Source organism: Microbacterium sediminis, assembly GCF_004564075.1.
Lineage (GTDB): Bacteria > Actinomycetota > Actinomycetes > Actinomycetales > Microbacteriaceae > Microbacterium > Microbacterium sediminis.
In genome coordinates this window covers 1910235-1934888 of record NZ_CP038256.1, presented here as the reverse complement: position 1 = coordinate 1934888, position 24654 = coordinate 1910235, and the positions used below count along the sequence as shown (strand labels likewise).

At 69.0% G+C, this 24654-nt stretch carries 19 protein-coding genes and 3 rRNA genes; 21 read left to right on the top strand and 1 reads right to left on the bottom strand.

Annotation, left to right across the window (positions count from 1 at the left end):
• The 4 genes from tyrS to rrf all read left to right on the top strand — a co-directional run bounded on the left by tyrS (position 1) and on the right by rrf (position 7013).
• Positions 1-1302 (top strand): tyrosine--tRNA ligase, encoded by a 1302-nt coding sequence (gene tyrS, locus E3O41_RS09220; RefSeq protein ID WP_067026058.1) that lies wholly within the window; start codon positions 1-3, stop codon positions 1300-1302.
• 503 nt (positions 1303-1805) lie between these two features.
• Positions 1806-3330, top strand: a 16S ribosomal RNA gene (locus tag E3O41_RS09215).
• 358 nt (positions 3331-3688) lie between these two features.
• A 23S ribosomal RNA gene (locus tag E3O41_RS09210) occupies positions 3689-6795 on the top strand.
• A gap of 101 nt (positions 6796-6896) precedes the next feature.
• Positions 6897-7013, top strand: a 5S ribosomal RNA gene (gene rrf / locus E3O41_RS09205).
• Together the 16S, 23S and 5S rRNA genes form the textbook arrangement of a ribosomal RNA operon.
• 173 nt (positions 7014-7186) lie before the next feature.
• On the opposite strand, the gene E3O41_RS09200 is transcribed toward rrf, so the two are convergent.
• On the bottom strand, positions 7187-8410 hold the full coding sequence (locus tag E3O41_RS09200) for a hypothetical protein (protein ID WP_067027370.1): 1224 nt from the start codon (positions 8408-8410) through the stop codon (positions 7187-7189).
• Here E3O41_RS09200 and E3O41_RS09195 point away from each other — a divergent pair.
• The 17 genes from E3O41_RS09195 (at position 8351) to E3O41_RS09120 (ending at position 24647) form a co-directional block, all read left to right on the top strand.
• Positions 8351-9379 carry a hypothetical protein gene (locus tag E3O41_RS09195; protein WP_240482466.1) on the top strand — a complete coding sequence of 343 codons (1029 nt, stop codon included), beginning with the start codon at positions 8351-8353 and terminating at the stop codon, positions 9377-9379. The two genes, E3O41_RS09200 and E3O41_RS09195, sit on opposite strands and share 60 nt — an antisense overlap.
• Entirely contained in the window at positions 9363-10403 is a 1041-nt protein-coding gene (locus tag E3O41_RS09190) for an HAD-IIA family hydrolase (protein WP_067027366.1), read from the top strand. Before E3O41_RS09195 ends, E3O41_RS09190 begins: the two co-directional genes overlap by 17 nt.
• Before the next feature lie 34 nt (positions 10404-10437).
• A complete protein-coding gene (locus E3O41_RS14235; protein WP_169817962.1) occupies positions 10438-10596 on the top strand; it encodes a hypothetical protein in 159 nt (52 codons plus the stop codon).
• Entirely contained in the window at positions 10593-11384 is a 792-nt protein-coding gene (locus E3O41_RS09185; RefSeq protein ID WP_067027364.1) for a TlyA family RNA methyltransferase, read from the top strand. Before E3O41_RS14235 ends, E3O41_RS09185 begins: the two co-directional genes overlap by 4 nt.
• A 110-nt stretch (positions 11385-11494) precedes the next feature.
• The gene (locus E3O41_RS09180; protein ID WP_179954876.1) at positions 11495-12454 is read left to right on the top strand and encodes an NAD kinase; all 960 of its coding nucleotides are present in this window, start codon (positions 11495-11497) and stop codon (positions 12452-12454) included.
• Positions 12451-14139, top strand: a complete 1689-nt coding sequence (recN, locus tag E3O41_RS09175; protein ID WP_067027360.1) for a DNA repair protein RecN — start codon at positions 12451-12453, stop codon at positions 14137-14139. The genes E3O41_RS09180 and recN overlap by 4 nt, the downstream gene beginning before the upstream one ends.
• 138 nt (positions 14140-14277) lie before the next feature.
• Entirely contained in the window at positions 14278-15969 is a 1692-nt protein-coding gene (locus tag E3O41_RS09170) for a CTP synthase (protein ID WP_135012279.1), read from the top strand.
• A gap of 2 nt (positions 15970-15971) precedes the next feature.
• Entirely contained in the window at positions 15972-16541 is a 570-nt protein-coding gene (locus E3O41_RS09165) for an NUDIX domain-containing protein (RefSeq protein WP_240482465.1), read from the top strand.
• Positions 16541-17443: a site-specific tyrosine recombinase XerD gene (xerD, locus tag E3O41_RS09160; protein ID WP_067027358.1), complete on the top strand. Its 903-nt coding sequence runs from the start codon at positions 16541-16543 to the stop codon at positions 17441-17443. Before E3O41_RS09165 ends, xerD begins: the two co-directional genes overlap by 1 nt.
• Before the next feature lie 254 nt (positions 17444-17697).
• Complete coding sequence (locus E3O41_RS09155; RefSeq protein ID WP_067027356.1) at positions 17698-18570, top strand: ParA family protein; 873 nt, start codon at positions 17698-17700, stop codon at positions 18568-18570.
• A gap of 2 nt (positions 18571-18572) precedes the next feature.
• Positions 18573-19424, top strand: coding sequence for a segregation and condensation protein A (locus E3O41_RS09150; RefSeq protein ID WP_067027354.1), 852 nt, complete (start codon positions 18573-18575; stop codon positions 19422-19424).
• Entirely contained in the window at positions 19414-20016 is a 603-nt protein-coding gene (gene scpB / locus E3O41_RS09145) for an SMC-Scp complex subunit ScpB (protein ID WP_067027352.1), read from the top strand. The genes E3O41_RS09150 and scpB overlap by 11 nt, the downstream gene beginning before the upstream one ends.
• Positions 20017-20042: 26 nt before the next feature.
• A complete protein-coding gene (locus E3O41_RS09140; protein WP_067027350.1) occupies positions 20043-20852 on the top strand; it encodes a pseudouridine synthase in 810 nt (269 codons plus the stop codon).
• A complete protein-coding gene (locus tag E3O41_RS09135) occupies positions 20849-21982 on the top strand; it encodes a prephenate dehydrogenase (protein ID WP_083991007.1) in 1134 nt (377 codons plus the stop codon). Before E3O41_RS09140 ends, E3O41_RS09135 begins: the two co-directional genes overlap by 4 nt.
• Positions 21975-22658, top strand: coding sequence for a (d)CMP kinase (gene cmk, locus E3O41_RS09130; protein ID WP_067027349.1), 684 nt, complete (start codon positions 21975-21977; stop codon positions 22656-22658). Before E3O41_RS09135 ends, cmk begins: the two co-directional genes overlap by 8 nt.
• On the top strand, positions 22648-24174 hold the full coding sequence (gene der / locus E3O41_RS09125; RefSeq protein WP_067027347.1) for a ribosome biogenesis GTPase Der: 1527 nt from the start codon (positions 22648-22650) through the stop codon (positions 24172-24174). Before cmk ends, der begins: the two co-directional genes overlap by 11 nt.
• On the top strand, positions 24171-24647 hold the full coding sequence (locus E3O41_RS09120; protein ID WP_067027344.1) for an NUDIX hydrolase: 477 nt from the start codon (positions 24171-24173) through the stop codon (positions 24645-24647). Before der ends, E3O41_RS09120 begins: the two co-directional genes overlap by 4 nt.
• Positions 24648-24654: the final 7 nt, after the last annotated feature.

Below are 24654 nucleotides of genomic sequence, written 5' to 3'. Positions count from 1 at the left end.
GTGACCGCAGTGACCCCCGTCGCCGTGCAGGCGAACGACCCGACGTTCGAGAACGTCTTCGACGAGCTGGTGTGGCGTGGCCTCGTCCACGTGTCGACCGACCAGGAGGCTCTGCGCGAGCTCCTCGGCGGCGACCCGATCGTCTACTACTGCGGCTTCGATCCCACCGCGCCGAGCCTGCACCTGGGCAACCTCGTCCAGTTGCTGACGATGCGCCGCCTGCAGCTCGCGGGGCACCGTCCGCTCGGGCTCGTGGGCGGCGCCACCGGTCTGATCGGCGATCCCAAGCCGACGGCTGAGCGCACCCTCAACGACGCCGAGACGGTGGCGGGATGGGTGGCGCGCCTGCGCACCCAGGTCGAGCGCTTCCTCAGCTTCGAGGGCGAGAACGCCGCGCGGATCGTGAACAACCTCGACTGGACCGCGCCGATGAGCGCGATCGACTTCCTCCGCGACATCGGCAAGCACTTCCGCGTGGGCACGATGCTCAAGAAGGACTCGGTGAGCGCGCGGCTCAACTCGGAGACGGGGATCAGCTACACCGAGTTCAGCTACCAGATCCTCCAGGGCATGGACTTCCTGCAGCTGTACCGCGAGTACGGGTGCGTGCTGCAGACCGGCGGATCCGACCAGTGGGGCAACCTCACGAGCGGCACCGACCTCGTCCATCGCGTCGAGGGGACCTCGGTGCACGCGATCGGCACCCCGCTCATCACCGACGCCGACGGCAAGAAGTTCGGCAAGAGCGAGGGCAACGCGATCTGGCTCGACGCCGAGATGTGCAGCCCGTACGCGATGTATCAGTTCTGGCTCAATGCCGACGACGCGATCGTCGTGACGCTGCTGAAGGTGTTCACGTTCCTCACGCGCGCCGAGATCGAGGAGCTCGCGCAGCAGGTCGAGACCGAGCCGTTCCGGCGGGCGGCGCAGAAGCGCCTGGCGCTCGAGGTGACCGCGACCGTGCACGGCATCGACGCGGCCGAGAAGGCGATCGCCGCGTCGGAGGCACTGTTCGGCAAGGGCGATCTCGCGGCACTCGACGCCGGCACGCTCGCCTCGGCCCTGCGGGAGCTGCCGAACGCGACGCTCGTCCCCGGCACGCCCGTGCTGCAGGCGCTCGTCGAGACGGGCCTCGTCGCGTCGCTGTCGGAGGCGCGCCGGGCGATCGCCCAGGGCGGCGTGACCCTCGACGGCGCCAAGGTCGAGTCGGAGGACGCGACGATCACGGGCGGCCTGCCCGGGGGAGTGTCGGTTCTCCGCCGCGGCAAGAAGGCGCTCGCGGGCATCTTCGTCGCGGGCTGACGGCGGTCCGCGGCCCGGGATCGCGCGCGACACGCCGTCACGCCGCCCCGATTTGCCGAGGCCCCGCGATCCGCGTAATGTATTCCCTTGTCGCCGCCAAGCGGTGAGGTTGAGCCGGAAGGTTCCCACCCCAAGCAAGCGACACCCCTTCTGAAGAGCGGCTCTTGAGCTGCGCGGTCGAGAGACCTAGGATGGGGCTTCTCACTCCCGAGAGACGGTCCGAGCGACACAGCGTGTCGGTTTGACAAGTCGGGAGAGAGAGATAAGATAGTGAAGTTGCCCCGGAGGGCCACGGCGGGAGTCGTGGGGCTGGGTGCGTCCGATCCTTGAGAACTCAACAGCGTGCACTTGTCAAATGCCAAATAACCTCGTCGGCTGACTTTGGTCAGTCGTGAGATTCCTTTGGATCAATTTTTGGAAGTCAGTTTTGACATCCTTTTTTGGTCATGATTGAACTCGCTGCAGCAGTGATCGTTTTCCCGGTCGTGTTGTGGCTTTCGTTTTTTACGGAGAGTTTGATCCTGGCTCAGGATGAACGCTGGCGGCGTGCTTAACACATGCAAGTCGAACGGTGAAGCTCCAGCTTGCTGGAGTGGATCAGTGGCGAACGGGTGAGTAACACGTGAGCAACCTGCCCCTGACTCTGGGATAACAGTCGGAAACGACTGCTAATACCGGATACGCACCGCGGAGGCATCTCCTGTGGTGGGAAAGATTTTTCGGTTGGGGATGGGCTCGCGGCCTATCAGCTTGTTGGTGAGGTAATGGCTCACCAAGGCGTCGACGGGTAGCCGGCCTGAGAGGGTGACCGGCCACACTGGGACTGAGACACGGCCCAGACTCCTACGGGAGGCAGCAGTGGGGAATATTGCACAATGGGCGAAAGCCTGATGCAGCAACGCCGCGTGAGGGATGACGGCCTTCGGGTTGTAAACCTCTTTTAGCAGGGAAGAAGCGAAAGTGACGGTACCTGCAGAAAAAGCGCCGGCTAACTACGTGCCAGCAGCCGCGGTAATACGTAGGGCGCAAGCGTTATCCGGAATTATTGGGCGTAAAGAGCTCGTAGGCGGTTTGTCGCGTCTGCTGTGAAAACTGGAGGCTCAACCTCCAGCCTGCAGTGGGTACGGGCAGACTAGAGTGCGGTAGGGGAGATTGGAATTCCTGGTGTAGCGGTGGAATGCGCAGATATCAGGAGGAACACCGATGGCGAAGGCAGATCTCTGGGCCGTAACTGACGCTGAGGAGCGAAAGGGTGGGGAGCAAACAGGCTTAGATACCCTGGTAGTCCACCCCGTAAACGTTGGGAACTAGTTGTGGGGGCCTTTCCACGGTCTCCGTGACGCAGCTAACGCATTAAGTTCCCCGCCTGGGGAGTACGGCCGCAAGGCTAAAACTCAAAGGAATTGACGGGGACCCGCACAAGCGGCGGAGCATGCGGATTAATTCGATGCAACGCGAAGAACCTTACCAAGGCTTGACATATACGAGAACGGGCTAGAAATAGTCAACTCTTTGGACACTCGTATACAGGTGGTGCATGGTTGTCGTCAGCTCGTGTCGTGAGATGTTGGGTTAAGTCCCGCAACGAGCGCAACCCTCGTTCTCTGTTGCCAGCACGTAATGGTGGGAACTCAGGGGATACTGCCGGGGTCAACTCGGAGGAAGGTGGGGATGACGTCAAATCATCATGCCCCTTATGTCTTGGGCTTCACGCATGCTACAATGGCCGGTACAAAGGGCTGCAATACCGTGAGGTGGAGCGAATCCCAAAAAGCCGGTCCCAGTTCGGATTGAGGTCTGCAACTCGACCTCATGAAGTCGGAGTCGCTAGTAATCGCAGATCAGCAACGCTGCGGTGAATACGTTCCCGGGTCTTGTACACACCGCCCGTCAAGTCATGAAAGTCGGTAACACCTGAAGCCGGTGGCCTAACCCTTGTGGAGGGAGCCGTCGAAGGTGGGATCGGTAATTAGGACTAAGTCGTAACAAGGTAGCCGTACCGGAAGGTGCGGCTGGATCACCTCCTTTCTAAGGAGCATCTGGCACTCTTCGGGTGTCCAGGCGCCGGATCATCACCGAATGTGTGATGCCGGTTAGCTCATGGGTGGAACATTTGACATGCCGTCAGCGCAGCTGGCTGGCTCTAGTACGTCGCTTCGGTGGCTGGAACGGGTTGGTTGGTGAGCGGGGCGGCTGCACGCTGTTGGGTCCTGAAGGACCGGGCACATGACCTTTGGGTTGTGTGTGCGCCTCCTTCGGATGGACCTATCTTGAAGCCGTGTTTCGGTGGATGGGTGGGTGCCGCCCGTACTTTGAGAACTACACAGTGGACGCGAGCATCTTAAAGAAGCGAACATAGACATTTTTGTTTATGGCTCATGCGATTTTGTAAGTCTTTAAGAGCAAACGGTGGATGCCTTGGCATCTGGAGCCGAAGAAGGACGTAGCAATCTGCGATAAGCCTCGGGGAGCTGATAAGCGAGCTTTGATCCGTGGATGTCCGAATGGGGAAACCCCGCCAGGCGCACTTGTGTGACCTGGTGACTCCCGCCTGAATATATAGGGCGGGTAGAGGGAACGTGGGGAAGTGAAACATCTCAGTACCCACAGGAAGAGAAAACAACCGTGATTCCGTGAGTAGTGGCGAGCGAAAGCGGAAGAGGCTAAACCGGGTGTGTGTGATAGCCGGCAGGCGTTGCATGCCCGGGGTTGCGGGACCCACTTGAACCTTCTGCCGAGGGTTCGACGTGACAGAAGCGTGTAGACGAACGGTCTTGAATGGCCGGCCAGAGAAGGTGCCAGCCCTGTAGTCGAAATGCGTGTTCTGGCGTAGTGGGGATCCCAAGTAGCACGGGGCCCGAGAAATCCCGTGTGAATCTGTCAGGACCACCTGATAAGCCTAAATACTCCCAGATGACCGATAGCGGACAAGTACCGTGAGGGAAAGGTGAAAAGTACCCCGGGAGGGGAGTGAAATAGTACCTGAAACCGTTTGCTTACAAACCGTCGGAGCCACCCTGGTTGTGGTGACGGCGTGCCTTTTGAAGAATGAGCCTGCGAGTTAGTGATACGTGGCGAGGTTAACCCGTGTGGGGAAGCCGTAGCGAAAGCGAGTCTGAATAGGGCGATTCAGTCGCGTGTCCTAGACCCGAAGCGAAGTGATCTATCCATGGCCAGGTTGAAGCGACGGTAAGACGTCGTGGAGGACCGAACCCACTTAGGTTGAAAACTGAGGGGATGAGCTGTGGATAGGGGTGAAAGGCCAATCAAACTTCGTGATAGCTGGTTCTCTCCGAAATGCATTTAGGTGCAGCGTTGCGTGTTTCTTGCCGGAGGTAGAGCTACTGGATGGCCGATGGGCCTCACCAGGTTACTGACGTCAGCCAAACTCCGAATGCCGGTAAGTGAGAGCGCAGCAGTGAGACTGTGGGGGATAAGCTTCATAGTCGAGAGGGAAACAACCCAGATCGCCAACTAAGGTCCCAAAGCGTGTGCTAAGTGGGAAAGGATGTGGAGTTGCTTAGACAACCAGGAGGTTGGCTTAGAAGCAGCCACCCTTGAAAGAGTGCGTAATAGCTCACTGGTCAAGTGATTCCGCGCCGACAATGTAACGGGGCTCAAGCACACCACCGAAGTTGCGGCATTGACACTTTTGGTAGGCCTTCGTGGTCCAGCCGTGTTGATGGGTAGGAGAGCGTCGTGTGGCCAGCGAAGCGGCGGAGTGATCCAGCCGTGGAGGCCACACGAGTGAGAATGCAGGCATGAGTAGCGAATGACGTGTGAGAAACACGTCCTCCGAAAGACCAAGGGTTCCAGGGTCAAGCTAATCTTCCCTGGGTAAGTCGGGACCTAAGGCGAGGCCGACAGGCGTAGTCGATGGACAACGGGTTGATATTCCCGTACCGGCGAAGAACCGCCCAAGCCAATCCAGTGGTGCTAAGCGCCCGAATCCATCCACCGTCACCTTCGGGTGACACCGGGTGGCCTAGCGCGCGACCCCATGCTGGTGCGGTTAGCGTATTAACAGGTGTGACGCAGGAAGGTAGCCCAAGCCAGGCGATGGTTGTCCTGGTGCAAGTGCGTAGGCCGAGAGGTAGGCAAATCCGCCTCTCATACAGGCTGAGACACGATGCGGATAAAAAGTGGGTGATCCTCTGCTGCCAAGAAAAGCATCGACGCGAGGTTCCAGCCGCCCGTACCCCAAACCGACTCAGGTGGTCAGGTAGAGAATACCAAGGAGATCGAGATAATCGTGGTTAAGGAACTCGGCAAAATGCCCCCGTAACTTCGGGAGAAGGGGGGCCCAGCGCGTATTAGGACTTGCTCCGAAAGCGTGTGTGGGCCGCAGAGACCAGTGGGTAGCGACTGTTTATTAAAAACACAGGTCCGTGCCAAGTCGCAAGACGATGTATACGGACTGACGCCTGCCCGGTGCCGGAAGGTTAAGAGGATGGGTTAGCCGCAAGGCGAAGCTCGGAATTTAAGCCCCGGTAAACGGCGGTGGTAACTATAACCATCCTAAGGTAGCGAAATTCCTTGTCGGGTAAGTTCCGACCTGCACGAATGGCGTAACGACTTCCCAACTGTCTCAACCACGAACTCGGCGAAATTGCATTACGAGTAAAGATGCTCGTTACGCGCAGCAGGACGGAAAGACCCCGTGACCTTTACTACAGCTTGGTATTGGTGTTCGGTGTGGCTTGTGTAGGATAGGTGGGAGACTGTGAAGCAGACACGCCAGTGTTTGTGGAGTCGTTGTTGAAATACCACTCTGGTCACTCTGGATGTCTAACTTCGAACCGTAATCCGGTTCAGGGACAGTGCCTGGTGGGTAGTTTAACTGGGGCGGTTGCCTCCCAAAGAGTAACGGAGGCGCCCAAAGGTTCCCTCAACCTGGTTGGCAATCAGGTGGCGAGTGTAAGTGCACAAGGGAGCTTGACTGTGAGACTGACAGGTCGAGCAGGGACGAAAGTCGGGACTAGTGATCCGGCAGTGGCTTGTGGAAGCGCTGTCGCTCAACGGATAAAAGGTACCTCGGGGATAACAGGCTGATCTTGCCCAAGAGTCCATATCGACGGCATGGTTTGGCACCTCGATGTCGGCTCGTCGCATCCTGGGGCTGGAGTAGGTCCCAAGGGTTGGGCTGTTCGCCCATTAAAGCGGTACGCGAGCTGGGTTTAGAACGTCGTGAGACAGTTCGGTCCCTATCCGCTGCGCGCGTAGGAAGTTTGAGAGGATCTGACCCTAGTACGAGAGGACCGGGTTGGACGAACCTCTGGTGTGACAGTTGTCCTGCCAAGGGCACCGCTGTTTGGCTACGTTCGGGATGGATAACCGCTGAAAGCATCTAAGCGGGAAGCCGGCCTCAAGATGAGACTTCCATGCCCCTTGCGGGCGAGAGGCTCCCAGCAGACTACTGGGTTGATAGGCCAGACGTGGAAGCACAGCAATGTGTGTAGCTGACTGGTACTAATAAGCCGACGACTTACAACTTCTTCTTTCCGAGAGATAACTCGCGTCCACTATGTGGTTCCCGATGTACGGGCAACCACACCAACACGAATCGTGTTGATGTGCTGAAACATCGAAAGAGTTTCGGCGGTCATAGCGAGAGGGAAACGCCCGGTCACATTCCGAACCCGGAAGCTAAGCCTCTCAGCGCCGATGGTACTGCAAGGGGGACCTTGTGGGAGAGTAGGACACCGCCGGACACCACTTCACGAAAGGCCGCCCAACGCAGGGCGGCCTTTCGTCGTTTACACGACACTTCACAATCCAATAGCGGTACGGTGCACGAGACGCCGTAGATGAGGACAGGACCATGGCTGACGATTCCGAACGTGACGAGCGCGCTTCGCGCGACCGCAAGGACGGCCCCCGTCGCTCACCGCAGAATGGACCGCGTCGCGACGGCGCAGGCGATCGTGGCGGCTACGCGCGCCGCGACGACGCCGGCCGACGCGACGAGCGCCCGGCTCGCCGTCAGGGCGACGCACCTCGGCAGGGCGGCGCGCCCCGGCGTGACGACCGCGACGGCTACCGTCCCCGTCAGGACCGCGACGGGTACCGCCCGCGCCGCGACGAGGCCGAGCGTCCGCGCCGCGAGGGCGACGGGTACCGCCCGCGTCAGGATCGCGAGGGCTTCCGCCCCCGTCGTGAGGACGGCGAGCGGCCGCGTCGCGACGGTGACGGGTATCGTCCGCGCGAGGGCTTCCGTCCGCGTCGGGAGGACGGCGATCGCCCTCGCCGTGAGGGCGAGGGCTACCGTCCCCGCGAGGATCGCGGTGGTTACGGTCCGCGTCGTGAGGGCGAGGGCTTCCGCCCGCGTCAGGATCGCGAGGGATTCCGCCCGCGCCAGGATCGCGAGGGATTCCGCCCGCGCCGCGACGAGGGGGATCGTCCGCGTCGCGACGGTGAGGGGTACCGTCCCCGCGAGGATCGCGGTGGGTTCCGTCCGCGTCCGGAGGGCGGGGGCTTCCGTCCGCGGCAGGATCGCGAGGGCTTCCGGCCCCGTCGCGAGGACGGCGATCGGCCCCGTCGCGACGGCGATGGCTACCGCCCCCGCGACAGCCGCGACGGCTATCGTCCGCGTCAGGAGGGTGAGGGCTACCGTCCGCGTCAGGATCGCGAGGGCTTCCGCCCGCGCCGCGACGAGGGCGACCGCCCCCGGCGCGAGGGGGAGGGCTACCGTCCCCGCCAGGAGGGCTTCCGCCCGCGTCGCGATGAGGGCGATCGGCCCCGTCGCTTCGAGGAGGGGCGTTCGGGTGGCCGGCCTTCCGGCGACCGCCCGCGCGCCGATCGACCCCGTCGCGACGGCGATCGCGGGTTCGACCGCGGCGGTCGGGGCTTCGACGCCCGCGGCGACCGCGGCTCCGCGCCGCGCCGCTGGGAGGATCGTCCCGAGCGCGCGACGGGTCCGCGTCAGGACCGCGACGAGGACCGTGCCCCGCGCATCCCCGATCCCTTCCTGCCCGACGACGTCACGCCGAAGGACCTGCGCGGCCAGCAGAACGAGCTCAAGACCCTGAGCAAGGAGAACGCCGATCGCGTGGCCCGCCACATCGTGATGGCGGCGCGCCTCATCGACGACGACCCGGCTCTGGCCCACGAGCATGCCCTCGCGGCGGTGCGCCATGCCGGCCGCGTCGCCCTGGCGCGCGAGACCCTCGCGGTCACGGCCTACGCGACGGGCGACTTCGCTCTCGCGCTGCGCGAGCTGCGCACGCTGCGTCGCATCACCGGCCGCAACGACCACGTCGCCATGATCGTCGACAGCGAGCGCGGCGTCGGTCGCCCGGAGAAGGCCCTCGAGGAGGGCCGTGCGGCCGATCGCGAGGAGCTGTCGGTCGAGCAGCGGGTCGAGCTGGCGATCGCCATGTCGGGCGCGCGCCTCGACCTGGGCCAGACGGAGCTGGCTCTCGCCGAGCTCGACATCGCCGAGGTCGACCCCGACCAGGCGTTCCCGTGGAGCCCCGGCATCTTCGCCGCGCGCGCGGCCGTGCTCGAGGATCTCGGTCGAGACGACGAGGCCGCCGAGTGGTACCGCCGGGCCGATATCGCCGCCGAGGCGATCGATCAGCGCCTCGCCGAGGGCGATGAGCTCGAGGTCGACGAGGTCGAGGAGATCGAGTTCGACGAGGCCCCGGACCGCGACGATGAGTCGGCCGACGACGATGAGTCGGCCGACGACGATGAGCTGGCGTACGACGGTGAGTCGGCCCACGACGAGGCGTCTGACGATGACGCGGCCTCCGCCGAGGACGCGACCGAGATCGAGAGCGCCGGGAACGAGCCGCGTGAGACGGAGTCGGAAGACGCCGCCGACGTCGCGGCGGACGATGCCCCCGACGAGGACGACGCCCAGCCGGACGAGGACGACGCGCAGCCCGACGAGGAGGCTGAGGCCCCGGAGGCCGACGCCGACGCGGACGCGTTCGTCGACGTCACGATCGAGGACGAGGTCGCCGAGATCCTCGCCGAGGCGGGCCTGCTCGGCGATGACGACGCGGCCGACGACGACACCGAAACCGACGGATCGAAGGATGGAGAAGACGGGCAGGATGGCGCTGTTCGCTAAGAAGACCGGCCCGGCGCCGATCGACGGCGTGGATGTGGTTCTCGCGGATCTGGACGGGGTGATCTACGCCGGCGCCGGCGCGATCCCGCACGCCGTCGAGAGCCTCACCCGCGCGGCGAGCGAGGGGCGCCGGCTCGGCTACATCACCAACAACGCCTCGCGCACCGACGCGACGGTCGCGGCGCACCTGAGCTCGCTCGGTCTGCCCACCCAGCCGACGGACGTCGTCACCAGCCCGCAGGCGGCGGTCCGCCTGCTCGGCGAGAAGGTCGCTCCGGGCGCCACGATCCTCGCGGTCGGCGGCGAGGGGCTCGTCGTCGAGCTCGAGAAGGCGGGGTACGTCGTCACGCGCAGCGCGGACGACGCGCCCGCCGCGGTGGTGCAGGGCTTCGCGCCCGAGGTCGGCTGGACCCAGCTCGCCGAGGCCGCGTACGCGCTGGCCACGCCGGAGGAGGAGGGCGGGATCCCCTGGATCGCGACCAACACCGACTGGACGATCCCGCAGGCGCGCGGGATCGCGCCGGGCAACGGCACCCTCGTCTCGGCCGTGCACACCGCGGTCGGGCGGCTCGCGACCGTGGCGGGCAAGCCCGAGGCGCCGATCTTCCACACCGCGGTGGCGCGGTTCGGGGCGAACCGACCGCTGTTCCTCGGCGACCGGCTCGACACCGACATCCAGGGCGCCCAGGCCGCCGGCATCGACTCGGCGGTGGTGCTCACCGGGATCGACCGGCCCAAGCACATCCTCGCCGCGCCGGCCCACTCGCGCCCGACGTACATCCTGAGCGACCTGCGCGAGCTCTTCGAGCCGTATCCGGTGGTCACGCACAAGCGCGATGTGACGACCGTGCGCGACGCGGCCGTGCGGATCGCCGGGCCGGATGTCGAGATCGTCTCCGAGGGCAGCGACATCGACCTGCTCCGCGCCGCCGCCCACGCGATCTGGGCGACCGGCCGGCAGATCTTCGGCTTCCGCGTGCCCGAGCGTCTCTACGCGGATCCGTTCCACACCGCCCGCCGCTGACGCGAGCGAGCGGCGCCCCGCGTACCCTGGAACCGTGAGCGAGACGACCGAGGATCAGACGGGCGACGGCCTCGTCAGCCGCGTGCGCGTGATCGAGGGCCAGCCGCTCGCGAGCCGCGCGGCCGCCTACGCGAGCCTCCACGACGAGCTCGCGCGGCGCCTCGAGCAGGCGCCGGCCGAGCCGCGCGAATGAGCCAGCGGCTCGACGCCGCTCTCGCCGCGCGCGGACTGGCGCGCTCGCGCACTCACGCGGCCGCGCTCATCGCCGAGGGGCGCGTCGCGGTCGACGGCGCCGTGATCACGAAGGCCGCGACCCGCGTGGCCGACGAGGCGAGCATCGACGTCGCCACCGACCACTACGTCAGCCGCGGCGCCCACAAGCTGCTCGCCGCGCTCGACGGATTCGGCATCGTCGTGGCCGATCGCGTCGCCCTCGACATGGGAGCCTCCACGGGCGGCTTCACGCAGGTGCTGCGCGAGCGCGGCGCGCGCCCGGTGATCGCCGTCGACGTCGGCCACGATCAGCTCGCCGCCGAGGTCGCCGCCGACCCCGAGGTGCGCGCGGTCGAGGGCTTCAACGTGCGCTACATGACGCCCGAGAGCCTCGCCGCGGCCAGCGGCGTGACGGAGCCGCCGGCGGTCGTCACCGGGGACCTGTCGTTCATCTCGCTCGCGCACGTGCTGCCGGCCGTCGCCGCCGTGGCGCGGGAGGACGCCGACATCGTGCTGCTCGTGAAGCCGCAGTTCGAGGTGGGGCGCACCGGCATCCGCGAGGGGATCGTCGTCGACCCGGGCCTGCGGATCACGGCCGCCACCGACGTCCTCTGGGCGGCTCACGATGTCGGGCTGGGGTGCCTCGGCGTGCTGCCGTCGCCGCTGCCGGGCACACGCGGCAATCGGGAGCTGCTCGTGCACCTCGCGCCCGGCCGCGGATCCACGCCGGATCGATGGGCCGAGGAGATCGCGCGCGCCGCGTCCTGAGATCGCGCCCGCCTGTGGAAACGGCTCTGCGGCGCGAACCGCCTGTGGATGGCGGGCCGCCCGGCGCCGATTCCGACAGAATGGAGGGGATGTCGGACGCGGGGAGGACCATGACGCAGCGCAGGATCCTGGTGGTCGCGCACGCCCACCGCGACGACACCGTCGAAGCGGCGCTGCGGATCGTCGGCGCGCTGCGCCGCGGTGGCGCCGTACCCATCCTGCACCCCGAGGACCGCGCCGAGCTCGCCGCCGTCGCCCCCGCGCTCGCCGACGTGCCGCTGCTGGATCACGATGTTCCGCTCGACGACGTCGACCTCGCGATCGTGCTCGGCGGCGACGGCACGATCCTGCGGGCGGCGGAGCTTGTGCGCGAGGGCACCGCGCCGGTGCTCGGGATCAACATGGGCCACGTGGGCTTCCTCGCCGAGATCGAGCGCGACGACATGGACGAGGCCGTCCGCCGCGCGATCGCGGGGGAGTACGAGGTCGAGGAGCGCCTGGCCCTCTCGGTCAAGGTGCGCGATCGCCTCGGCGAGGTCGTGTACGAGACGTGGGCGCTGAACGAGGCGTCGGTCGAGAAGGACATGCCGGGTCGCATGATCGAGCTCGTGCTCGAGATCGACGGTCGGCCCCTGTCGAGCTTCGGCGCCGACGGCTGCGTGATCGCGACCCCGACCGGCTCCACGGCCTACGGGTTCTCGGCGGGCGGACCGGTCATCTGGCCGTCGGTGCAGGCGATCGCGGTGGTGCCCGTCTCGGCGCACGCGCTGTTCTCGCGCCCGCTGGTCGTCGGCCCCGAGCACGCGGTGGCGCTCGAGGTGAAGGGCGGCATCGCCGGCAGCGGCGTGCTGTGGTGCGACGGTCGCCGCTCCCACCCCCTGCCGGCCGGCGCGCGCGTCACCGTGCGCCGTGCCGAGAAGCCCGTGCGGCTCGCGCGGCTGCACCCGGCGGTGTTCACCGATCGGCTCGTGCGGAAGTTCCAGCTGCCCGTGCACGGGTGGCGCGGCCCCACCGGCACGATGATGACCGATGCGGTGAGCATCCTGCCGCTGTCGGGAGGCGACGCGTGATCGAGGAGATGCGCCTGCGCGATCTCGGCGTCATCGCCGAGGCGACCCTGCCGTTCGGCCCGGGCTTCACCGCCGTGACCGGCGAGACCGGCGCGGGCAAGACCATGGTGGTGACGGGCCTCGGCCTGCTGCTCGGCGCCCGCGCCGATTCCGGGGCCGTGCGCGCCGGCGCGCCGCAGGCGTCGGTCGAGGGCGTGTGGATCGTTCCCGAGGACGGGGCGGTGGCCGATCGCGTGCGCGAGGCCGGGGGAGACCTCGAGCCGATCGGCGGCGACCGCGCCGAGCTGTACCTCGCGCGCACCCTGTCGAGCGAGGGGCGCAGCCGCGCCGCGGTCGGGGGACGCACCGCGCCCGCCGGCGTGCTGGCCGACCTCGCCGAGCACCTGGTGGTCGTGCACGGTCAGTCCGAGCAGCTGCGGCTCAAGTCCGCCGCCGCCCAGCGCGACGCGCTCGACCGCTTCGGCGGCGACACCATCGCGACCGCGCTCGCCGCGTACCGCGAGGCGTACGACACCTGGCGCCGCATCGACGCCGAGCTGACGACGCTCACGACCGAGCGCGACGCCCGCGCCGCCGAGGCGGAGGCGCTGCGGCAGACGCTCGAGGAGATCGAGCAGATCGCCCCGGAGCCGGGCGAGGACGTCGCGCTCGCGGAGCGGGCCGAGCGGCTCGCGAACGCCGAGGAGCTGCGCGCCGCGGCCGCCCTCGCGCGCGAGGGGCTCTCGAGCGAGGAGGGGGCGCCCGACGTCTCCACGCTGCTCGCCGAGGCGCGCCGCGCGCTCGAGCGGGCCGGCGACCCCTCGCTCACCGCGATCGCCGAGCAGCTCGCCGATCTCGGCTACCGCGCCGCGGATCTCGCCGTCGAGCTCTCGGGCTTCCTCGCCGATCTCGACGAGTCCGGACCCCAGGAGCTCGCGGCCGTCGAGGAGCGTCGCGCCGCCGTGTCATCGCTCGTGCGCGCGCACGGGTCGCTCGACGCGGCCATCGAGCTGCTCGAGACCGGGTCCGCCCGGCTGGCGGAGCTCGACGATGACGGCGACCGCATCGAGCGCCTCACCGTGCAGCGCGAGGAGGCCCGCGCCGACCTCGACGCGCGCGCCGCCGCGCTGACGGCCGCCCGCACCGAGGCCGCCGCACGCCTGTCCACCGCCGTGACCGAGGAGCTGCGAGCCCTCGCGATGCCCGACGCGTCGCTCACGGTCTCCGTCGCAGCCGGCTCCGAGTCGGCGCACGGGCGCGACGACGTCGCGTTCCTGCTCGCGCCGCACCCGGGCGCGGATCCGCGGCCCGTGGCCAAGGGCGCATCGGGCGGCGAGCTCAGCCGCGTGATGCTCGCGATCGAGGTGGTGATCGCGGGGACCGATCCGGTGCCCACGTTCGTGTTCGACGAGGTCGATGCGGGCATCGGCGGCGCGGCCGCGATCGAGGTCGGCCGCCGCCTGGCCAAGCTCGCCGAGTCGGCCCAGGTGATCGCCGTCACGCATCTCGCGCAGGTCGCGGCGTTCGCCAACAACCACCTCAACGTGGTGAAGGCGAGCGACGGCACGGTCACGACCTCGAGCGTGCGCGCGCTGGAGGGCGCCGAGCGCGAGGCCGAGATGGCGCGGCTGCTCAGCGGCATGGCCGACTCCGACGCGGCGCTCAGTCACGCGCGCGAGCTGCTCTCGCTCAGCGCCACGGCGTGACGCGCGACAGCGCCACGGCGTGACGCACGGCACCGGCGCGCACGCGCCTGAGTATGCTCGTCACAGTTCCTTCCCAGGGGCGCCCGATCGGCGCGCCGCCTCCCGCCAGGACCGCGACTGTTAGGATAGAAGCCCGTGATGCACACCACTTCTGAGGGCCACGCGGGTACGACGACCAAGCAGATCTTCGTGACGGGCGGTGTCGTCTCCTCGCTGGGCAAGGGGCTCACGGCCGCCAGTCTCGGCAATCTCCTGACGGCACGTGGACTCCACGTGGTGATGCAGAAGCTCGACCCGTATCTGAACGTCGATCCGGGCACGATGAACCCGTTCCAGCACGGCGAGGTCTTCGTCACCGACGACGGCGCCGAGACCGACCTCGACATCGGGCACTACGAGCGCTTCCTCGACGTCAACCTGAGCCAGGCGGCGAACGTGACGACCGGGCAGATCTACTCGCAGGTGATCGCGCGCGAGCGCCGCGGCGAGTACCTCGGCGACACCGTGCAGGTGATCCCGCACATCACCGACGAGATCAAGCGCCGCATGCGCCTGCAGGCCCAGGCCGACCCGCAGCCCGACGTGATCATCACCGAGGTCGGCGGCACGGTGGGCGACATCGAGTCGCAGCCGTTCCTCGAGGCCGCCCGTCAGCTGCGCCACGAGCTCGGACGCGACAACGTGTTCTTCGTGCACGTCTCGCTCGTGCCGTTCATGGGCGCGTCGGGCGAGCAGAAGACCAAGCCGACGCAGCACTCCGTCGCCGCGCTGCGCCAGGTCGGCATCCAGCCCGACGCGCTCGTGCTGCGCAGCGACCGCCCGGTGACCGAGGCGAACCTCAAGAAGATCGCGCTCATGTGCGACGTCGAGACCGAGGGCGTCGTCAACACCGTCGACCTGCCGAGCATCTACGACATCCCCTCCACGCTCAACGACCAGGGGCTGGACTCGTTCATCGTCCGCCGCCTGGGCCTGGACAAGGCCGGCGAGGTGGACTGGACCCGCTGGGGCCGCGTGCTCCAGGCCGTGCACAACCCCAAGCACGAGGTCACGATCGGCCTGGTCGGCAAGTACATCGACCTGCCCGACGCCTACCTGTCGGTCACCGAGGCGCTCAAGGCGGGCGGCTTCGCCCAGGAGTCCAAGGTCAACATCCGCTGGATCCCATCCGATCTGTGCGAGACCCCCGAAGGCGCGCGCGAGCAGCTCTCCGAGCTCGACGGCATCTGCATCCCCGGCGGGTTCGGCATCCGCGGCATCGAGGGCAAGCTCGGCGCGCTGCGGTTCGCCCGCGAGCAGGGCATCCCGTCGCTCGGCCTGTGCCTGGGCCTGCAGTGCATGGTGATCGAATACGCGCGCCACGTGGCGGGCATCGAGGGCGCCTCGTCGAGCGAGTTCGATCCCGAGACCCCGGCGGCCGTCATCGCGACGATGGCCGAGCAGGTCGAGATCCTCGAGGGCGGCGACCTCGGCGGCACGATGCGCCTGGGCCTGTACCCCGCGCGCCTGGCCGAGGGCTCGCTCGCCGCGGAGCTGTACGGCGCGACCGAGGTGCAGGAGCGCCACCGCCACCGCTACGAGGTCAACAACGCCTACCGCCAGCAGATCGCGGACGCCGGCATGGTCTTCTCGGGCATCAACCCGGACCTCGACCTCGTCGAGTTCGTGGAGCTGCCGCGCGACGTGCACCCGTACTACATCGCCACGCAGGCCCACCCGGAGCTGCGCTCGCGCCCGACCGACCCGCACCCGCTGTTCCGCGGCCTCGTCGCGGCGGCGCTCGAGCGTCACCGCGCGAGCGAGCTGTTCAAGGACGAGGTCGAGGCCTGACCGTGACCCTGCGCGACGAGCGCGTCGACATCCCCATCACCGAGACCCGCACCGGCTACCGCGGGCGGGTCTGGGACGTCGTCGAGGATCGCCTCGACTACAACGGGCACGACATCGTCCGGCACTACATCGCCCACCCGGGCGCGTCGGCGATCGTCGCGATCGACGACGCGGAGCGCGTGCTGCTGATCCAGCAGTACCGCCACCCGATCCGCACGCGCGAGTGGGAGATCCCCGCCGGCCTCCACGACGTCGACGGCGAGGACCACCTCGCGGGCGCGCAGCGCGAACTGGCCGAGGAGGCCGATCTCGTCGCGGAGCACTGGGAGAGCCTGGGCACCTTCGCCCTCAGCCCCGGCAGCAGCGCCGAGCTCATCGAGATCTTCCTCGCGACCGGGCTGTCGGCGTCGGGCGAGACCTTCGCCCGCGAGGCCGAGGAGTCCGACATGCTGCTCGAGTGGGTGCCGCTCGAGGAGGCCCTGCAGGGCGTGCGCGACGGGCGCTTCGCCAACGCGACGCTCGCGCTGGGCCTGCTGCTCGCCGCCGATCGGATCCGCCGCCGCGGGGCCTGATGCGCATCGAGCGGGCGATCGATGGCTACCTGCGTCACATCACGATCGAACGCGGGCTGAGCGATCACACCGTGGCCGCGTACCGCCGCGACCTCGCGGCGTACGGCGGCTGGCTCGCCGAGCGCGGCATCGCCGACACCGAGGCGGTGACGCCGGCGATCGTCGCGGAATTCGCGGCCGAGCGCGCCTCGGCCGAGCCCCCGCCCGCCGCCTCGTCGCTGGCCCGGCTGCAGTCCTCGGTGCGCGGGCTGCACCGGTTCCTTGCGCGCGAGGGCATCGCCGTGGACGACCCCGCGCAGCGGCTGCGCCCGCCCAAGCAGGCGCGGCGCCTGCCGAAGGCGCTCACGATCGATCAGATCGAGCGGCTGCTGCAGGCCCCGTCGCCCGAGGATCCGATCGGCATCCGCGACCGCGCCCTGCTCGAGCTGCTGTACGCCACCGGCGCGCGTGTCTCGGAGGCGATCGGCCTCGACGTGGACGACCTCGCGCACGGCGACGTCGTGCGGCTGCGCGGCAAGGGATCGAAGGAGCGGATCGTGCCCGTCGGCTCGTTCGCGCGGCAGGCGATCGACGCCTACCTCACGCGCGTGCGGCCCGACCTCGCCACGCGCGGCCCCGCGTCGCCGAGGCTGTTCCTCGGCGCCCGCGGCGCGCCGCTGTCGCGCCAGAGCGCGTGGCTCGTGATCCAGTCGGCCGCCGAGCGCGCCCAGCTGACCGCGCACGTGTCGCCCCACACCCTGCGGCACTCCTTCGCGACGCACCTGCTGCAGGGCGGGGCCGACGTGCGCGTCGTCCAGGAGCTGCTCGGCCACGCCTCCGTGGCGACCACGCAGATCTACACGCACGTCACCGTCGACACGCTGCGGGACATCTACGCGACGAGCCACCCCCGGGCGAGGTAGTTCTCGCGCCTTCTGTGCCCTTCGGGCACGAGCGTGCTGCGCACGCTGCGGGACATCTACGCGACGAGCCACCCCAGGGCGAGGTAGTTCTCGCGCCTTCTGTGCCCTTCGGGCACGAGCGTGCTGCGCACGCTGCGCGACATCCACGCGACGAGCCACCCCCGGGCCCGGTAGGGCCGCCGCGGGCGCGTCACCCGGGGTGGTGAACGGCGCGTGACTAGAATCGAGGGATCGCGGGACAGGCAGGAGCATCGGTGGCGCAGAAGTCGAAGACCTCGAAGGATGAGACGGTCCTCGGTCCGACGGGGCGTCCCTACCAGGGCTTCCCGACGCCGCCGAAGCTGGATCGGCACGGCCCGGCGCGCATCATCGCGCTGTGCAACCAGAAGGGCGGCGTCGGCAAGACGACCACGTCGATCAACCTGGCCGCATCGCTCGCCGAGTACGGCCGCAAGGTGCTCGCCGTCGACTTCGACCCGCAGGGCGCGCTGTCGGCGGGGCTCGGGATCCAGACCCACGACGTGCCGACGATCTACGACCTGCTGCTCGACACCAAGCGCGACCCGCGCGAGGCGATCGTGCCGACGGCGACCGAGGGCCTGGACCTCATCCCGGCGAACATCGACCTGTCGGCCGCCGAGGTGCACCTCGTCAACGAGGTCGCGCGCGAGTCGATCCTCTCGCACGTGCTGCGCCGCGTGAGCGCCGACTACGACGTGATCCTCATCGACTGCCAGCCGTCGCTGGGCCTGCTCACCGTCAACGCCCTCACGGCGGCGCACGGCGTGCTCATCCCGCTCGAGTGCGAGTTCTTCGCGCTGCGCGGCGTGGCCCTGCTGATCGAGACGATCGAGAAGGTCAAGGACCGCCTCAACCCGACGATCGAGCTGGACGGGCTGCTCGCCACGATGTACGACGCGCGCACCCTGCACTCGCGCGAGGTGCTCGAGCGCATCGTCGAGACGTTCGGCGACAAGGTGTTCGAGACGGTGATCGGCCGCACGGTCAAGTTCCCCGACGCCTCGGTCGCCGGTCAGCCGCTCACCGAGTACGCGCCGGAGCACCCGGCCGCGCAGGCCTACCTGCGGCTCGCGCGCGAGCTGGTCGCCCGCGGCGCCGTCGCGTAGCGATGACCGATCCGCGTTCGCCGGGCGAGGACGCCGCCGAGGCGGACGGCGGGGCGCCGGAGTCCGCCGACGAGCGCTCGTTCCGGGTGTCGCTGAGCAACTTCGACGGGCCGTTCGACCTGCTGCTGCAGCTCATCTCGAAGCACGAGATGGACATCACCGAGATCGCGCTGAGCAAGGTGACCGACGAGTTCATCGCCTACCTGCGCGACCTCGACTCCGGCGAGGAGCTGGAGCGGGCCAGCGAGTTCCTCGTGGTGGCGGCCACCCTGCTCGACATGAAGGTGGCGGGCCTGCTGCCGCAGGGCGAGCTCGTCGACGCCGAGTCGGTGGCGCTGCTCGAGGCCCGCGACCTGCTCTTCGCGCGCCTGCTGCAGTACCGCGCGTTCAAGGAGGTCTCGGGCTGGTTCGCGCAGCGCCTGCGCGCGGAGGAGGGCCGCCACGCGCGATCGGTGCCGCTCGACCCGAAGTACCGGGCGCGCACGCCCGAGCTGGTGTGGACCCTCACGCCCGACGACTTCGCCGCGATCGCGCTGCTCGCGCTGACGCCGCGCGACATCCCCGCGGTCGGGCTGGATCACCTGCACGCGCCGCTCGTGAGCATCCGCGAGCAGGCCGCGATCGTCGTCTCGACGCTGCGCAGCGCCGAGACGATGACGTTCCGCGAGCTGATCGCGGGCGTCTCGCAGGCCGGGGTGGTCGTGGCCCGCTTCATCTCGGTGCTGGAGCTGTACCGTCACGCGGCGGTGTCGTTCGAGCAGCTCGAGCCGCTGGGCGAGCTCACGCTGCGGTGGACGGCCGAGCACTGGTCCGAGGACACACTGGCGACCCTGGGGGCCGACTATGACCGATGAGAACCCGATCGAGACCGAGGACGCGCCGCGCCCCGAGCCCGTGGGCACCGTGCCGCAGCGGCTGGAGGCGATCCTGCTCATCGCCGACGAGCCGCTCAGCCTCGTGAGCCTCGCGACCGCCGTGGGCGCCCCCGTGCCCGCCGTGCGGCAGGCGCTCGAGGGCCTCGTGGCCGACTACGACGGCCGGGGATCGGGCCCGCGCCGCGGGTTCGAGCTGCGCGAGGTCGGCGGCGGCTGGCGCCTGTACGTGCGCGACGACTTCGACGGGCTCGTGGCCGACTACATCGGCGGTCAGGCGCCCGCGCGGCTGTCGCAGGCCGCGCTCGAGACGCTCGCGGTGATCGCGTACAAGCAGCCGGTGACGCGCTCGCAGGTGGCGCAGATCCGCGCCGTCAACGTCGACTCCGTCGTGCGGACGCTCCTGGCGCGCGGGCTCATCACCGAGCTGTTCACCGATCCCGAGACGGGCGCGATCAACTACGGGACCACCGATCAGCTGCTGCAGCACCTCGGCATCAACTCGCTCGACGAGCTGCCGCCGATCTCGCCGCTGCTCGATGACGGCGCGGACGGGTTCGACGACATCGCCTGACGCGCGCCCATGGGATCCTTGAAGGCATGGATCACAACGCGTCGGCCGACGAGGGCATCAGGCTGCAGAAGGTGCTCGCGAACGCCGGGGTCGCCTCGCGTCGCGCCTCGGAGGAGCTCATCGTGCAGGGCCGGGTGCGGGTCAACGGCCGGGTGGTCACCGAGCTGGGCAGCCGGATCGACCCCGAGCGCGACCTCGTGGACGTGGACGGCACCGCCGTGCAGCTCGACGCCTCCAAGCGCTACGTCATGCTCAACAAGCCCACGGGCGTCGTCAGCTCCATGAAGGACGACCGCGGCCGGAAGGACCTGCGGGCCTTCACGCGCGACTGGCCCGAGCGGCTGTTCAACGTGGGCCGGCTCGACGCCGACACGAGCGGCCTGCTCGTGCTCACCAACGACGGCGAGCTCGCGCAGGTGCTCGCCCACCCGTCGTTCGGGGTGACCAAGGTGTACATCGCGAAGGTGAAGGGCACCGTCACCCCGCAGACGATCGCGAAGCTCACGCGCGGCATCGAGCTCGAGGACGGGCCCATCCACGCCGACAAGGCGCGCCTGCTCGACACCTCGGGCGGCTCCAGCCTCGTCGAGCTCACCCTGCACTCCGGGCGCAACCGCATCGTGCGGCGCATGATGGCCGAGGTCGGCCACCCCGTCGTCGAGCTCGTGCGGCGCCAGTTCGGCCCGCTGCACCTGGGAACCCTCCCAGTGGGCCGCGCGCGCGAGTTGACTAAGGTGGAACTCGGTGCGCTGCTGACGCTCTCGCGTCAGGGATCGGATGCTCCGCCCGCGGGCGTCGAGCGCGATTCGGACGCAGATCAGGAGGGGACGCCGTGAGCGAGACGCGTGTGCGCGCCGACGGCACCGTCCCCGGCCGCATCTCGCGCGTGGAGGGCACGGTCCGCATCGTCGGCGCGGGGCTTCTCGGCGCGAGCATCGGCCACGCGCTGATGCGCGCGGGCGTCGACGTGGCGCTCGCCGACACGTCGCGGTCGCAGCTGCGCCTGGCCGTGGACTACGGCGCCGGCCGGGCCGCCGCCCCGGGCGATGCGCCCGCGCTCGTGGTGGTGTGTGTGCCGCCCGACGTCGTCGCCGACGTCGTCGAGGCCGAGCTGCGCGCCCACCCCGACGCCGTCGTCACCGACGTCGCCTCGGTGAAGCTGCAACCGCTGCGCGAGCTGCGCGAGCGCGGCGTGGACCTCACCCGGTACATCGGCTCGCACCCCATGGCGGGGCGTGAGCGCGGTGGGGCGATCTCGGCCCGCTCCGACATCTTCGTGGGCCGCCCGTGGGTGATCTGCCGCGACGGCGAGACCTCCGCGCGCGACCTCGCGCTCGTCGAATCGCTCGCACTGGATCTCGGTGCGGTGCCGATCGAGATGACGCCCGAGGAGCACGATCGCTCCGTCGCGCTCGTCTCGCACGTGCCGCAGGTTGTGGCGTCGCTCCTCGCTGCCCGCTTCGTGCCGGCCGCCGCCGAATCGCTGGAGCTGGCCGGGCAGGGCGTGCGCGACACCACGCGCATCGCCCACTCCGCGCCCGAGCTGTGGGTGCAGATCCTCGACGCCAACGCCGCGCCCGTGGTCGAGGTGCTCGACGCGCTCGCCGCGGACCTGGCCGAGCTGTCGCAGGCGCTGCGCCGCACCGATGCGCCCGGTTCGCGCCGCGCCATCGCCGAGGCCATCCGCCGCGGCAACGTCGGCGTCGAGCGCCTGCCCGGCAAGCACGGTCAGCGCCGCCACTTCGTGTCGTTCGTCGTGATGATCGACGACACGGCCGGCCAGCTGGGGCGGCTCTTCGGCGACCTGGGCGAGCTCGGCGTGAACGTGGAGGACTTCCGGCTCGAGCACTCGCCCGGCGCGCCGCTGGGGCTGGCCGAGATCGCCGTCGAGCGGTCGATCCTGGAGACATGTGTGGAGGGCCTGGAGGCCCGCGGGTGGCGGATTGCGAGCACCGACGATGACTGACCAGACGCCGATCATCGCGATCGACGGACCCGCCGGATCGGGCAAGTCGAGCGTGTCGAAGGAGATCGCGCGCCGCCGCGGCTACGGCTACCTCGACACCGGTGCGGGCTACCGCGCGCTGTCGTGGCACGTGCTGTCGCTGGGCCGCGACACCGCCGACACCGACGCCGTCCTCGACGCGCTCTCGAGCTTCGACCTTCGCCTGGGGCTCGACCCGGACGACCGCACGGTCGCCGTCCAGGGCACCGATGTGACCGCCGCCATCCGCACCCCCGAGGTGACCGCCGCGATCGCCGGGTTCACCCGGGTGGCCGAGGTGCGCGCGTTCCTCAACGGGATCTTCCGCCGCCTGGCGGGGGAGTCGGGGCTCGAGGGCGTCGTGATCGAGGGTCGCGACATCACCTCGGTGGTGGCGCCCGACGCGCCCGTGCGCATCCTCATGACGGCCTCTCCCGAGGTGCGGGCGCAGCGCCGCGGCCTCGAGCTCGGCGCCGACACCGCCGAGGTGCTCGCCGCGCAGGCCGCCCGCGACGCGTCCGACAGCCACGTGCTGGATCTCGCGCAGGCGGATCCGGGCGTCGACGTGGTCGACACGAGCGATCTTGATTTCGAACAGTCCATCGACGCCGTGCTCACGGTGATCGACCGAAAGCTGGGAGGCCGCGATGGCCGCTGAAGACGAGTACGAGGGCGGCCCCGACCGCCTGGCCGAGCGCATGGCGGAGCTGGATGAGGAGCTCGCCGAGGCGCGCGCCGCCACGCTGCGCCAGAGCCTCGAGGACTACGACCTCGACGAGGAGGATGCCGCGCTGCTGGCCGGCCTCAACCTCGGCGAAGAGGGCATCGAGTACCTGCCGGCGCTGCCGGTGGTCGCGATCGTGGGACGCCCGAACGTCGGCAAGTCCGCGCTCGTGAACCGCATCCTCGGCCGCCGCGAGGCCGTCGTCGAGGACACCCCGGGCGTCACGCGTGACCGCGTCACGTACAAGGCCGAGTGGATGGACCGGCGCTTCTCGCTCGTCGACACCGGCGGGTGGGAGCCCGACGCGAAGGGCATCGACCGCTCGGTGGCGGCGCAGTCGGAGATCGCGATCGACCTGGCCGACGTGATCCTCTTCGTCGTCGACGCCATGACCGGCGCGACGGCCACCGACGAGCACGTCGTGCGCCTGCTGCGCAAGACCGACAAGCCCGTGTTCCTCGTCGCGAACAAGATCGACGACGCCGTGCACGAGCCCGAGGCCGCCGCGCTGTGGAACCTCGGGCTGGGCGAGCCCTACCCCGTCTCGGCGATCCACGGTCGCGGCGTGGCCGACCTGCTCGACGCGGTCATGAAGGTGCTGCCCAAGGTGTCGGCCGTGGCCAAGCACGAGATCGGCGGGCCGCGGCGCGTGGCGATCCTGGGCCGGCCGAACGTGGGCAAGTCGTCGCTGCTGAACAAGGCGGCGGGCGAGGAGCGCGTGGTCGTCAACGAGCTTGCCGGCACCACGCGCGACCCCGTGGACGAGATCGTCGAGCTCGGCGGCAAGCTGTGGCGCTTGGTCGACACGGCCGGCATCCGCCGCCGCGTGCACCTGTCGCAGGGCGCCGACTTCTACGCGTCGCTGCGCACCTCGGCCGCGCTCGAGAAGGCCGAGGTCGCGGTCGTGGTGCTCGACGTGAGCCAGCCGATCAGCGAGCAGGACGTGCGCATCATCGACCTCGTGCTCGAGTCGGGCCGCGCGCTCGTGCTCGCCTTCAACAAGTGGGACGAGCTGCTGGCCGACGACGCCCGCGGCGGCGATCGTCGCCGCCTGCTGGAGCGCGAGATCGAGCAGGACCTCGCCCACGTGGCGTGGGCGCCGCGCGTGAACATCTCGGCGAAGACGGGCCGTCACCTCGACAAGCTCGTGCCGGCGCTCGAGATGGCGCTCGCGTCGTGGGATCAGCGCATCCCCACCGGCAAGTTCAACGCGTTCATCACCGAGCTCGTGCAGGAGCACCCGCACCCGCTGCGCGGCGGCAAGCAGCCCCGCATCCTGTTCGGCACGCAGGCGGGCACGCGTCCGCCGACGTTCGTGCTCTTCACGACCGGCTTCCTCGATCCCGGTTACCGGCGGTTCGTGCAGCGCCGCCTCCGCGAGCTGTACGGCTTCGAGGGCACGCCGATCGTCATCAACATGCGCGTGCGAGAGCGGCGGCAGCGCAAGTGACCCGCGCGCCCGCAGATCCCGCCGCCCCGCGCGACCCCGGCGACGCCTGGGTCTACGCGCCCACGGGCGAGAGGTTCTGGGGGCGCTTCGGCGCGGCCGGGCTGCTGGCCGTCGACCCCGAGCGGGGCGTGCTGCTGCAGCACCGCGTGGGGTGGAGCCATCACGGCGGCACGTGGGCGCTGCCCGGCGGGGCGCTGCACCAGGGGGAGTCGCCGGTGGACGGCGCGCTGCGCGAAGCCTTCGAGGAGGCCGGCGTCCCCGCGGCGTCGGTCGCGGTGCGGTTCACGTCGGTGTTCGACGTGGGCGTGTGGCGGTACACGACGGTCGTGGCCGACGTGATCGAGCCGTTCGATCCGGTGATCAGCGATCCCGAGAGCCTGGAGCTCGAGTGGGTGCCGATCGATCGGGTCGACGAGCTCCCGCTGCATCCGGGCTTCGCCGCGTCGTGGCCGGGGCTGCGCGAGCGGCTCTGAGCCCGCG